This is a genomic window from Fructobacillus pseudoficulneus (genome assembly GCF_900108455.1).
Taxonomy (GTDB): Bacteria; Bacillota; Bacilli; order Lactobacillales; family Lactobacillaceae; genus Fructobacillus; species Fructobacillus pseudoficulneus.
Window position 1 is genome coordinate 239,470 of record NZ_FNWS01000001.1, and the last position, 12,900, is coordinate 252,369.

11 protein-coding genes are annotated in these 12,900 nt (G+C 42.1%); all 11 read right to left on the reverse strand.

Annotated elements, in window-relative coordinates; genetic code table 11:
* Positions 1-29: 29 nt before the first annotated feature.
* Positions 30-1,067, reverse strand: coding sequence for an acyltransferase (locus tag BLW39_RS01125; protein ID WP_059375888.1), 1,038 nt, complete (start codon positions 1,065-1,067; stop codon positions 30-32).
* A 130-nt stretch (positions 1,068-1,197) separates the two neighbouring features.
* Complete coding sequence (locus tag BLW39_RS01130) at positions 1,198-3,363, reverse strand: GDSL-type esterase/lipase family protein (protein ID WP_059375891.1); 2,166 nt, start codon at positions 3,361-3,363, stop codon at positions 1,198-1,200.
* A gap of 62 nt (positions 3,364-3,425) precedes the next feature.
* Positions 3,426-5,048: a GH25 family lysozyme gene (locus BLW39_RS01135; protein WP_059375893.1), complete on the reverse strand. Its 1,623-nt coding sequence runs from the start codon at positions 5,046-5,048 to the stop codon at positions 3,426-3,428.
* Between the two features lie 14 nt (positions 5,049-5,062).
* The gene (locus tag BLW39_RS01140) at positions 5,063-5,467 is read right to left on the reverse strand and encodes a hypothetical protein (RefSeq protein WP_059375896.1); all 405 of its coding nucleotides are present in this window, start codon (positions 5,465-5,467) and stop codon (positions 5,063-5,065) included.
* A 245-nt stretch (positions 5,468-5,712) separates the two neighbouring features.
* Positions 5,713-7,203: a GH25 family lysozyme gene (locus BLW39_RS01145; protein WP_059375899.1), complete on the reverse strand. Its 1,491-nt coding sequence runs from the start codon at positions 7,201-7,203 to the stop codon at positions 5,713-5,715.
* Positions 7,204-7,423: 220 nt separating this feature from the next.
* Positions 7,424-8,791 carry a magnesium transporter gene (mgtE, locus tag BLW39_RS01150; protein WP_059375901.1) on the reverse strand — a complete coding sequence of 456 codons (1,368 nt, stop codon included), beginning with the start codon at positions 8,789-8,791 and terminating at the stop codon, positions 7,424-7,426.
* A gap of 82 nt (positions 8,792-8,873) precedes the next feature.
* Entirely contained in the window at positions 8,874-9,779 is a 906-nt protein-coding gene (locus BLW39_RS01155; RefSeq protein WP_059375904.1) for an RluA family pseudouridine synthase, read from the reverse strand.
* Positions 9,780-9,883: 104 nt separating this feature from the next.
* Complete coding sequence (locus BLW39_RS01160; RefSeq protein WP_059375909.1) at positions 9,884-10,681, reverse strand: NAD kinase; 798 nt, start codon at positions 10,679-10,681, stop codon at positions 9,884-9,886.
* 66 nt (positions 10,682-10,747) lie between these two features.
* Positions 10,748-11,323: a GTP pyrophosphokinase gene (locus BLW39_RS01165; RefSeq protein ID WP_059375912.1), complete on the reverse strand. Its 576-nt coding sequence runs from the start codon at positions 11,321-11,323 to the stop codon at positions 10,748-10,750.
* A gap of 152 nt (positions 11,324-11,475) precedes the next feature.
* Positions 11,476-12,432: an ROK family glucokinase gene (locus BLW39_RS01170; RefSeq protein WP_059375916.1), complete on the reverse strand. Its 957-nt coding sequence runs from the start codon at positions 12,430-12,432 to the stop codon at positions 11,476-11,478.
* A 180-nt stretch (positions 12,433-12,612) separates the two neighbouring features.
* Positions 12,613-12,861, reverse strand: a complete 249-nt coding sequence (locus tag BLW39_RS01175; protein WP_059375919.1) for a YqgQ family protein — start codon at positions 12,859-12,861, stop codon at positions 12,613-12,615.
* Positions 12,862-12,900: the final 39 nt, after the last annotated feature.

Genomic DNA, 12,900 nt, shown 5'->3' on the forward strand with positions numbered 1-12,900 from the left:
AAAACTCACTTTCAATTAATAATTTTTGACTAAACTGTACGACGCAAATATGGTATTTTTCGAATAATTACTACTATGAGGAGACTAGCCAGCCAAACAAATATCGGCATAATTAATATGTGTTTCAAAGAATTAGGCGCTAAGTGATATCTTTTTTCCAAAGTATCAATAAAAAAGTAATGAATAACGTATACATCTAAAGATGCAGATGCCCATCTTCTTAACAAATTTTGGACTTTTTCACTAGGATTCCAATTTATAAAGTGTTTTTGAAAAAAAGTATAAATTGCAGCCGACCAAGTCAATCCGAAAATTCCCCAAATGCTGTAAACTTGCCGCTGATACTGACCACGATTATGTGACAAAAGGATAGTCATGGCAATCATAATGATCAAGGATATGATGCCTCCCACGTACAGGAGTTTTTGAATTTTATCGTTTAACGGGAAATGCTTTAAATACCAACCCAAGACAAAGAAACCAATTGATCCTGAGACACCAATGCTGATGCCACCAGAAAAAGCAGCATCCGGTTGATTTTTTAATCCATAATAGTAACCAAGCAAAGCCACAAAAATTAAGTTTATTAAAAGTAAATATTCAACTGTCTTTTTTTGCTGAACAGTAGTTATTTTGGATAACAGAGGTGCTGACAGATAAAAACCGATTATTACATAAAAGTACCAAAAAATTGGTTGGGCAGAACCATGCATTATTGAGTCAAACAATCGTAAATATGTATTTAAAGAGCGCCATGGATGATGCCAATATTGAATATTATTATAGAAGAACCATACTATCGACCAAAAAATGAACGGAACAACTACCCTTGAAAATCTTTTTTTAAAAAATAAAGAGGTCTCTTCACGTTCACGATAATCCAAAATATTTGCACCAGAAATCATAAAAAAAATTGGAACTGCAAAAATGAAAGCAACTTGAATTGCAACGGTTAAATCCCAGCGGAATCCACCAATATTGCTAAATGCTAAATTAGATGAATGCAACATGACAACTGCAAAGGTAGCCAATATATTTAATAAATCCATATAATGATAACGCTTCATAACGAAAATACCACTCCTACATTAAACTTAAATTATTTTTCAGATAGATTCATTTTACCTCATTCCACTCAAAATAAAAAAGCTTTTACACCTTTTGATGCAAAGCCTTTTTATTTTTAGTCTGCTTGTTTTATCTTAGATAATAGGTTCCGTCATTACCAAAGTTATATACCCTCCCATTGATAATTTGACTACCTTGAACGGCACGACCATCGCTATCCGTCCAGTAAGTATAACCCCAAGCTTGACGCCAACCTTCATTTTGACGCACACCGTTCACAAACCAATAATAAGTTCCCATATAATACCGGAAACCTGTAAATAATTGTCCATCTTCATACCAACGATAACCGCCATTATACTGTGAACCATCCCAAATATAGCCAGACCAAGGTACTAATTCACCCGTATTGTCATCACTCCGGAATTCTTGATTGTTAAAATTGAAAATTTGGCCCTTACGTAGGAAATATGTGCCATCATCACCAAAGTAATATTTTTTTCCATCAATTGTCTGCCAACCTTGAACAGCACGACCATCACTATTTGTCAAGTAGGTATAACCCCAGGCCTGACGCCAACCTTCATTTTGACGCACACCGTTCACAAACCAATAGTACGTCCCATAATAAAAACGGAAACCTGTAAATAATTGCCCATCTTCATACCAACGCCAACCATATGATGAACCATCTGCAATATAACCTTGCCATGGCTTTATAACACCACTATCGTCTGCCTTAAAGTGTTGATCTCCATTTGAAAATACTTGATTTTTACGAAGATAAAATGTATTATCATCGCCAAAATAGTAGCGATTACCATCTATTGTTTGCCAACCCTGGACGGCCCGACCATCTGATCCAGTATAATAATCATTTCCCCAAGCTTCATGCCAAGCATTGTTGGAACGTACCCCATTTTCAAACCAATAATACGTTCCCATATATGATCTGAATCCAGTGAAAATTTGGCCATTTTCAAGCCAACGCCAACCCGCCATCGTATTGACATAACCGGAAACAGAACCCAAATCGTAGTTTTGATAATTATCAATAAAGTTGCTTGGATTATTTCGGATAGCCGAAGTAATTTTTTCACCAATTAATTGATATGTGGCATTCGTTGGGTGAACGCCATCTGGAATTGTTTGGGTATGATTATCATCCGTAACAACGCCCGCATCAATTACGGTTAATCCTAAATTGTTCCCAATTTCTTGGAGGGTTTCCTTTAACTGGTTCATGGAAAATCCACCAGGACCGATGCTATCATTATTTTTTCCTTGCCAGTAGTCGCCCTGTGGCAACAGAATGAAAATTTGCGCATTTGTATTAGTAAAATGAAGTCGACGAATATTATCTTGGAAAATTTCGGCTAATTTATTTAAAGGAGCGGTTCCCCCAAAATTAATATCGTTTACACCTAACGCAATCACAATCCTTGTTGCTTTTTGAAATAGGGGGTCAGCAACTGCCTTATCAGTCATCCAACCCATATCAGCTTGAATCTGAGTCCCGGAAACAGCCGAATTATTCAAATACTGCATATCGAGATTTTCTGCAGCGTAATAATCATAAGATTTACTGTTATCATTGTAGGAATTCCATCCAACAGTAGTTGAATCACCAAATCCCCAAATTACACCGTTTTTAGCTGTTAATTTCCCTTGACTGTCAGCACTAAAAGTCACATTATCAATCTTTTGATTAGTAAAATTAGTTTGCAGAATATTGCTTTGATTATCAAAGTAGTATTCATCAGAACCAATTACTTGGATACCCGAGACCGCTTTGCCATCGCTCCCAAAAAAATATGTCACACCATTAATTGTTTGCCAACTATTTGTCACTTTCAAACCATTAGCATAGTAAAAAGTGCCCTGTTGGCTAACTATTAAACCATTTTTAGCAGTCACAACACCATTTTGATCAGACGTATAATCTAGGCTATTAGTAGTAAAATTAGCATTTTTTTGTAAAGCATAATCAGATCCAAAATAGTACTGATTACCATTAATTGTTTGTAGACCAGTTACAGCCTTACCATTTGCATCGAAATAGTAACTATTACCACTTGAATCTGTTGCAAAAGTGCTTTTTTGCTGGACTCCATTGATTAGATCGACTAATTGACCATTGATTTGTTGAACACCATTGTTAGCATTTTGCTGTGTGACATCTGCTGCATCTGCCAAAGAGCCTTGATTACCAACAGCAGCCATACCAAGTGCCCCGGCGATAATCATAAAACCAATTACCCAAGTTTTACCACTTTTATACATTTTAAAACGCATTATTCTCTCCCAAACAGTTTTATGTAGTAAAAAAAGGCACAAACTAATGTACCTTCTTTAAATTACCGTAAATAATAGGTGCCATCATTGCCAAAGTAATAGTTTTGGCCATCAATATTTTGCCAACCTTGAACAGCACGGCCATTACTATCTGTCCAATACTTATAACCCCAGGCACTACGCCAACCGTCATTTTGACGCACACCATCTATAAACCAATAGTAGGTTCCCATATAATAACGGAATCCCGTGAAGGGTTGTCCATTTTCATACCATCGCCAACCTGCTGATGATCCATCAGCAATGTAGCCTTGCCAGGGACGCAAAATGCCCGAATCATCTGACTTATACTGTTGATTACCATCATTTACAATTTGATTTTTACGCAAATAATAAGTGCCATCATCACCAAAATAGTACCGCTGACCATCAATTGTCTGTAGTCCCTGAACAGCTCGTCCATTATCATCGGTCCAATATGAGTAGCCCCATGCTTGACGCCAGCCATCATTTTGACGCACACCGTTTACAAACCAATAATAGGTACCGTAATAGTAACGGAAACCAGTATATAGTTGTCCGCCTTCATACCACCGCCAACCATATGATGAACCGTCTGCAATATAACCTTCCCAAGGTTGCATCACACCCGTATCATCAGATTTATACTGCTGATCACCATCAGTAAACACTTGGTTTTTTCTTACACTAAATGTTCCATCATCGCCGAAGTAATAACGTTTACCATCAATTGTTTGCCAACCTTGAACAGCTCGACCATCAGAACCAGTATAGTAAAGATTACCCCAAGCCTCATGCCAAGAATTGTCGGAACGATAACCATTATCAAAGTAATAGTACGTGCCCATATAGAAGCGGAAGCCTGTGTATGGTTGACCATTCTCTAACCAGCGATAAGCGTGTACAGATGAATCCCATACATAACCCGTTGGCAACGTAGCCATTCCAACGTAATCAATGGATACATCAAATGTTCCACTAATACCCCAGAAGCCAGCATTCGAAGACCATTGCCACATTCCATACTGAGTATTCCACAGATCGCTAGACGAAGGGGTATAAGGATATTGAGCCATCCAAACACGGTTATTACCAATAAAAGATGTATCTAAATTTGTACTATTTTTATAATACAAATAAGTGTACAACGCACCGTTTGAATATCCTCTGTTTTTCAGTTGATCATTAAAGGCCGAACTATTAGCAGAAACGCCACCATTACGAGTGGAAGACGCTTCAAGGTCGTTAACCATTAAATCAGTACTTGAAAATCCTAATTCGTTAGCATAATCCGCAAAATAATTGGCTTCTGCACGAGCACTATTTTGATCAGTATATGTTGAATAGTGGTAAGCAGAAACTTTCAAACCGGCCGCCTTTGCATTAGCAATTTGACTACCAGCATAAGGATTTCGATAATATGTTCCTTCCGTTAACTTAACATTGATTCCTTTAACACCATTGTCACGCATAATTTGAAAATCATTAGTGGAAAGATAACCATTGTTCGATGAAACGTCTACAACGTCCATTCTTGGCAAACCGATCTGACCACCAGTCACCCGCTCAATATCGGCAGCATGTACATTCATATGTCCTTGATTAGCCACAACACCAAAGGCAGACACCGCAGCTAACGTTAATAACGTATTTCTTAAATTCATGGTTCTATTCGTCCTTATGAATGATAATTCTGTTTAGCATAATCAACCGGTGAAATCCCTTGTTGTGACGCCTGTGTAATGATTTTAGTAATGTCACTTGGTGCCCACTGGTCAGCAGGCAATCCAGCAGCCTTCAATTGAGCAGTCACCTGCTGAATCATATTCGAATCAACAGTCTGACCGCTTAATGTTTTATTAGGATCATAGTTACTAGAATCCTGTGGATTAACAGCCTTTTGAGAAGTCGATGAAGATGCTGAAGAGCTTGAATTATCATCACTAGTAGTACTCGTTGTCATCGATGACGAAGAACTTGTTGTATTTTTATCACTTCCATGATTAGTACCCAAAGCGAAGCCACCAAAACCAACAACAGCTGCTGCAATAATAATTCCGACAATTGTTCCAATTTTTTTCATGAGTTTTCCCCTTGATTGCTCATTCTGAAAATAGCCAAAGTAAACTTGCAACTTTAGCCTACCATGAAACATTCTACAACATTACGACTTTTTTTTCAGTAATATTTCATCACAATAGCTGAATTTAATATTGATTTAAACTGATAGAGTTAGAAAACAACAAACTTTAATCTATTTTTTACTTTTCCACAAAAAAAAGAACAAAACAATTAATTTTGCTCTTAAAGTCGATTAACTTTCACTTATTATCTTAAATAATAAGTACCATCATTTCCAAAATTATAGGTTTTTCCATCGATGACTTGTGTTCCCTGAACAGCACGTCCGTTATCATCTGTATAGTAAGTATAACCCCAAGCTTGACGCCAACCAGCATTTTGACGAACACCATTAACAAACCAATAGTAGGTGCCCATGTAGTAACGGAAGCCAGTAAATAGCTGACCATTTTCATACCAACGATAACCACCATTTTGGCTCGAACCATCATAAATATAACCTGTTAGGTTTCGTTCATAATACGTTCCATCATTACCAAAATTATAAACCTTGCCATCAATCGTCTGAATTCCCTGAACAGCACGCCCATTGTCATCAGTATAGTAAGTATAACCCCAAGCACTACGCCAACCAGCGTTTTGGCGAACACCATCAATAAACCAGTAATATGTCCCCATGTAATAACGGAAACCAGTAAATAGCTGGCCGTTTTCATACCAACGATAGCCGCCGTTTTGACTGGAGCGATCAAAAATGTAACCCGTAGAACGCAAGTAAAAACCGCCATCATTACCAAAGTCTAAACTTTGGCCATCAATGTTTTGCACACCTTGAACAGCACGCCCGTTTGCATCAGTGTAATACCAATGTCCCCATGCTTCATGCCAAGCATTATCAAAGCGAACACCGTTCTCAAACCAATAATAGGTGCCCATGTAATAACGGAAACCGGTATATCGTTGACCATTTTCAAACCAATACCATTGACCGTCAGTATCTAATAAATAACCTGTTTTTGCATTGGCCATGCTGACATAATCAGATGAAACATCAAAATTTCCAGACACACCAGGGAAAGAAACTTTTGAAGACCACTGCCACATACCATAGTCAGTATGCAACTGGCTAGTAGGATTGTCTGGATAATCCGCAATCCAAGTTCGGTTTTTCCCAATAAAGGAAACATCCAAGCCCGAAGAATTAATGTACCACGGACCAGTATAAAGGCCGGTGTTTGCAAACCCGCGAGCATGTAACTGGTCGTTGAATGCTTTGGCATTATCTGTAATACCACTAACCTTGCTATCACTTGATTCCAAATCATCCACTAATAAGTCGCTACTAGTAAAACCAAGTTTTGCTGCACGGTCTGCAAAATAATTTGCCTCATCACGTGCTTCACTTTGACTAGTGAAATGAGCATAATGGTAGGCTGAAACCCTCATTCCTGCCGCACGGGCATTATTAACCTGAGTTGCATCGTAAGGGTTTGTATATGACGTACCTTCCGTCAACTTAACAACAACACCCATCACACCCTTGCTACGCATTGCTTGAAAATCTTGGACAGAAAGGTTGCCTTGATAAGAAGAGACGTCCACAACATCAGTTTTTGGTGTATTTGATTGTCCAGCGGTAATATAAGGTTCCGCATGTGCGATAATTGATTGCTGTTCAGCAGCCACTCCAAACACCGAAACTGCGGCTAATGTCATCAGGGTATTTTTTAAATTCATTGTTTTCTTGTTCCTATACCTTCTCTTATTTTAAATAGAAAAACTTTTAAATAGAAAAATGATTAAAACTTTAATTCATTTTTTATAAAAATTTTTACTCGTACAATATTTATCTTACAGGATATGTTTTCTTTTTTCAGCATCAGTGTTTATTTTAATAAAAAAATTATAATTACACATTAAATAACTAAAAAAGATTAGCCAAGAATAGCTAATCTTTTTATTTTCCTACAAAACCATCCAACATCCCCGCCGCAATCGCGAAGTAAATCAAGATGGCCAGCCAATCACAGACCGTTTGGACCAACGGCCCATTCACCACGGCTGGATCAACCTTCATTTTTTCAAGTACAGCTGGCACAATGTGCGCTAACAGTGAAGCAACCAGAATTGAAGCCGCCAAGGCTAAGCCAACAGCAACAGCCAAGCCACGGCTGCCTTGCCAGAAGTAGACAATGCCAGCCAATAGCAAGCCTGCTATCACCGCCAAAGTCACTGCCGCTATCAATTCCGCTACCAAAGCCTGACCAACTGATCGGTCACTTCCATTACCGAAGCGCCGAACTGCCAAGGCCAATGACTGGGTTCCGGCGTTACCAGCCGTCCCCGCAATCAATGGGATAAAGGCCGCCAAAATCGGTGCCTGACGGATGGTTGGCTCAAAGGCGACTACTAAGGCGGTTGATACCAATCCAAGCACCAACAGCGCCAATAACCATGGCAAGCGCTTTAAGACCGATTGCCAAGGGGAATCGTCCGGATCAGAGACATCAACTGCCGCCAAACCAGAATATTCTTCCACCGCCTCTTCATCAATCACGTCCACAATGTCATCGACTGTGATGATGCCCAGCAAATGTTGGCCATCATTTGTGACCGGAATCGAGAAGAAGTTATAGTCGGCCACGACCTGGGCGACGTCCTTTTGGTCATCCCCCGCCTTCACCGAAATCACCCGGGTATTGGTGATTGATTCAATCGTCATTTCATCCGGATGCGTTAACAAGTCCCGCAACGAAACAATACCGACCAAGCGGTTTTGCCCGTCAACCACATAAACATAAATGATTGACTCGGCTTCTTCCGCCTGCTTTTTCACCTGGGCCAAGACGTCCTTGACCTTGGCGCCCGCCTGGACTGCCAAATATTCGGTGGCCATTAATGAGCCGGCCGTCTGTTCTTCATATTTGATCAACGAATGGATTTCTTGTGCTTCCTCATTTGGCATCAAGGCCAAATAAGTCGCCACCAGCCGTGATGGCATCGCCTGGAACAAATCGGCTTCGTTGTCCGCAAACATTTCCATCAAGATGTTGGCACCCTTTTGTGGTGGCATTTCCTGTAGTAAGTCGACGATTTCGTCGGGGTCAATCTCCAGGTTATCAAAGACGGTGGCCAGCGTTTCGTCATCCATTACCCGCCAGGCCACTTCACGAATGTTTTCAGCGAAGCCGGCGTAGACTTGGCCCTTTTCGAAATCGTGTAGGGCGGTAAACTCGGTCATAAACTCGTCGTCTTGCCCATTTTCCAAGCGGTCCGTTAAAGACTGCACGGCCTGTTTGACTTGTTGGTCATGATCTAATTCCATCGAAAAATTTCCCTTTCGCTTGACTATTCTTCTTTGAAAATACTACAAATAAAGTTTTCGTTCAACCGCAACGAAGGACTAATCAGCCTTCAATGTCCTTCAACGCCTGCAAATCTTCTGGTAGGTCCGTTTGCAAATGGCGGTAATCCTCGATAAAGGGGTCGTAGAAGGTCATTTGGTAGGCGTGTAAGGCTTGCCGCTTTAATCCATACCAAAGTGGCCCACCGTACAAATCATCCCCCACCAGTGGAAAGCCAATGTGGGCAAAGTGGACCCGGATTTGGTGGGTCCGACCCGTATGCAGCTGAACCTTCACTCGGGTCATCGGCTGGTTTTCATCGTTCGTATAACGATGTTCGACCCAGTACTCGGTTTTAGATGCCTTACCGTCCGGCGTCACCGTTCGCTTGATAAAGTCACCTGGCAACCGGCCAATTGGTTCTTCAATGATGCCGTGGTCCTCTGGCAAATGCCCTGAGACATAGGCCGTGTAAAACTTTTCAACCGAGTGGTCCTGTAATTGCTGGTCTAAAACAGCATGAGCAAAGCGGTGCTTGGCTAACAAAACAATCCCGGAAGTATCACGGTCAAGTCGGGTTACCACGTGCGGCACCAAGTCCTCGGCACCCTCATCAAGCAAGTGCCCCTTCACCTGGTTAACCAAGGTGTGCAACCGGTCGGCATGGCCGGGAACGGTCGTCACGCCATAAGGCTTATCAACAGCCAAAAAGTGGTCGTCCTCGTAAATCACATCCAAAGGGGTAAAGTCGGGCACCACTAAGTCGTTTCCCTCTTCAACTGGCATGACAATCGTCACCAAGTCGCCATCCTTAATATAGTCGGATGTATAGACCTGCTTATCGTTGACTAAGATTGCCCCACCGTTGTGCTTCATTTGGGAAAACATGCGGTGAGAGACGCCGTGTCCCTGCAAAAAGGAGCGAACCTTGCGGTCTTCATCACCCTGGTATGTCCAAGAAAATTTCATATACTACATTTGCCGGCCATTAGCAGCCGGCCTCCTCATTCTTCTAATGAAAACAGCGCCCTCTATCAAAGCGGTCGCTGCTTAAAAATCGTCAAACAACTTTGTTAGTCCATTGGGTCGGAGATAAAGGCCTGTTGGACCCGGCTCCAAAACTCCAAATGACGGAAGGAAGCAAAGTGAACTTCCTTTTTGGCGACTTCAAATTCCACCGCCACCACGTCTTCTGCCAAAATTTCCAGCTGATCACAGGTCAGCAAGAAAGAATTGTGCTTGGGCTTAATCGTAATCTTTTGCCCGGACGGCACAATCAAAGGCGACCCTAACGTTCGAAAGACGCGGTTATTAATCGAGGCAATTTCAGACATTTGAATCGCCTTGAGCGATGGGTGTAAGACTGCCCCACCGTTCGCCTTATTGTAGGCCGTCGATCCGGTTGGCGTGGCAATTGCTACCCCATCCCCTCGGAAGCCTTCAAATGGATGACCACCCAGGCAAATGTCGGCCACCAATGTCCCGACTGGCTGCTTGATAGTGGCTTCGTTTAAGGCCAGGTATTCTTCACGACTACCGTCGGCCGCCACCGTGGTCATCTTCAACAAGGGGTAAGAAACCTTTTGGCCCCGATCAGCCACTAAGCTGTCGACCAGTTCCTTGACTTCTGTCCCGAGCCAATCCGTGTAAAACCCTAGATGACCGGTGTGCAAGCCAACAAAGCGTAGGTCGTCATGACCATCAATGTATTCATGAAATGCGCCCAAAAGCGTACCATCCCCACCAACGGAAATGACTACCTCCGGATTAATGGCATCCAGGGTAAAGCCCCGGGCCAGCAATTCCGCTTTCAGGTCGGCCACAATCTTGAGCGACTGAGCCTGGTCATTATTGTATAAGGCAACTCTCATAGCCTTCCTCTCTAACATCCATTCTCGTCTGGTAAGGAAAAGGCCGGGTTTCCCCGGCCCCCTCGGTTAATCTTGTTCTTTAATTTCGGACAGCTCCTGCTCCAAAGCAAAAGTCTGTTCTGAAATTTCAGTTAACTGCTCTGCCATCTTTGGCGCGATTTCACCATGCTTATAGCGCAAATCGTGTTCGATGGTCGACCAGAAGTTCATCGCCAAAGTCCGAATTTGGATTTCAGCCAAAACCTTGTGCTCCCCATCCAATAATTGGACTGGGTACTCAATCACCATGTGGTATGACCGGTAGCCCGAAGGCTTGGCGTTCATCACATAATCACGTTCTTCTAAAATCGTAAAGTCGGTGCGCTTACGCAGTAGTTCCACTACCGCATAAATGTCATCGATATACTTGGTCATAATCCGCAAACCAGCGATGTCTTGCAAATCCAAAGCCAGTCGGTCCTCATGCAGGTGCCGACGAACAATTTTTTCTTCAATTGATGCTTGGGATTTAACCCGACCCGTTACATATTCGACCGGCGTAGCTTGCCCGGCCTTTTGATATTGTGCGCTGAGATAATTCAGCTTCACCTTTAACTCTGCGACGGCCTGGGTGTATGGTTCAAAAAAGCTTTCCCATTCCACTACTTGGTCCTCCTTGAAACGTTGGCAATTCACTTGCCAAGATCACCTCCTATTTTACCATAAGTTTTTTACATGTCTTTAGACAATAAAAAACAAACAACCAGGAGTTGTTTGTTAAAAGTGTTTTTTTAGTTAATTTGTTCGTAAACTGCTTACTTTGCCAATGAAGCGGCACCGATAACACCGGCATCATTACCCAATTCAGCCAACTTAACAGAAGTTGAAGTCCGAACTGTTGGGAAAGCAAACTTTGTCCAGTTCTTTTCCACGCGTTCGCGCAAGAATTCACCGGCTGCAGCCACACCACCACCGATAACGATAGCAGATGGGTTCAAGATGTTTGAAATAGTAGCAGCGGCATAACCCAAGTAGTATGCTAACTTATCAACAGTTTCGTTAGCCAAGTAGTCGCCTTCCTTAGCCAAGTCAAAGATAATCTTTGAAGTGACTTCGTCACCGTTATCAATCATCTTCTTCAAACGTGATTCACCAACGTATTGTTCAGCGAAATCTTGGGCCAAGTGAACGACACCAGTGGCAGAAGCATATTGCTCCAAGCAACCGTGGTTACCACAAGTACACAAGTAACCATTTGGTTCCACGATCATGTGGCCAACTTCACCACCAGCACCGGCAACACCATGAATCAATTGGTTGTTGGCAACCAATCCACCACCAACACCAGTTCCAAGCGTGATGAATGAAACGTCGGCATCGTTGTTTCCGGCACCCTTCCAGGCTTCACCCAAAGCAGCCACGTTGGCATCGTTATCGATAGTCAAGTCGAAGCCAGTTCCGGCTTGGATTGGTTCCTTAACGGCTTGTTCGTCAGCCCAGTTCAAGTTGTAGGCACCCTTAACTGTTCCAGCTGTGCGATCAACTGTTCCAGGAGTTCCCATTCCAATTCCAATCACACGGTCCTTATCCAATTGGTAAAGGTCCAAGTGATGGTTAATTGATTCAATAATGTCAGGGACAATGTGCTTACCATCTTCCAAAATGTTGGTCTGAATTGACCACTTTTGTTGCACTTCGCCATCCTTAGTTAAGATTGCAAACTTAATGGTGGTTCCACCAAGGTCAACTCCGATTAATTTATCTTTTGCCATGATTTGATTTGGCGTGTGGCCAGATACAGCACACTGCCATCCTCCTGTGTCTTAGATTACTCAATTATTTTAACAAAGTTCTTCACGTTTATGCAAGCGTTTACAAAAAACTTTTCATTTGCCTTGTGAATTTGTCGAAGCAAAGGCCGCTCGGTCAGGCTGGCCGACCTGACGGCCTTTTTACCGACCCAAATCCGCTCGCACCAAAGTTTTTTCACCAGAAAAATCCTGGGTCAGCTTAGCTTCTTCGGCATGTTCCTTGGCCAAAATTTTCTTCATCGTTTGGTAGTCATCATCGCTGATGACATCGGCCCGATACAAGTTGTCGACCTCCAGGGCAGCCATTTCAATGTCCCACAACCGTTTTCCAACGTGAATAAAGACATCGTAAGTCTTCAAATACTGGAGAATATCATAAAAATTTTTCATTACATTGGCTCCATTTCGACCAGTTACTGGGTGAATTTT

Coding starts and splice junctions, on each gene's coding strand:
- BLW39_RS01170 (WP_059375916.1), bottom strand. CDS start 12,432: ATGGCAAAAGATAAATTAATCGGAGTTGACCTTGGTGGAACCACCATT.
- BLW39_RS01135 (WP_059375893.1), bottom strand. CDS start 5,048: ATGAATTTAAGAAATACGTTATTAACGTTAGCTGCGGTGTCTGCCTTT.
- BLW39_RS01175 (WP_059375919.1), bottom strand. CDS start 12,861: ATGAAAAATTTTTATGATATTCTCCAGTATTTGAAGACTTACGATGTC.
- BLW39_RS01145 (WP_059375899.1), bottom strand. CDS start 7,203: ATGAATTTAAAAAATACCCTGATGACATTAGCCGCAGTTTCGGTGTTT.
- BLW39_RS01155 (WP_059375904.1), bottom strand. CDS start 9,779: ATGAAATTTTCTTGGACATACCAGGGTGATGAAGACCGCAAGGTTCGC.
- BLW39_RS01160 (WP_059375909.1), bottom strand. CDS start 10,681: ATGAGAGTTGCCTTATACAATAATGACCAGGCTCAGTCGCTCAAGATT.
- BLW39_RS01130 (WP_059375891.1), bottom strand. CDS start 3,363: ATGCGTTTTAAAATGTATAAAAGTGGTAAAACTTGGGTAATTGGTTTT.
- BLW39_RS01125 (WP_059375888.1), bottom strand. CDS start 1,067: ATGAAGCGTTATCATTATATGGATTTATTAAATATATTGGCTACCTTT.
- BLW39_RS01140 (WP_059375896.1), bottom strand. CDS start 5,467: ATGAAAAAAATTGGAACAATTGTCGGAATTATTATTGCAGCAGCTGTT.
- mgtE (WP_059375901.1), bottom strand. CDS start 8,791: ATGGAATTAGATCATGACCAACAAGTCAAACAGGCCGTGCAGTCTTTA.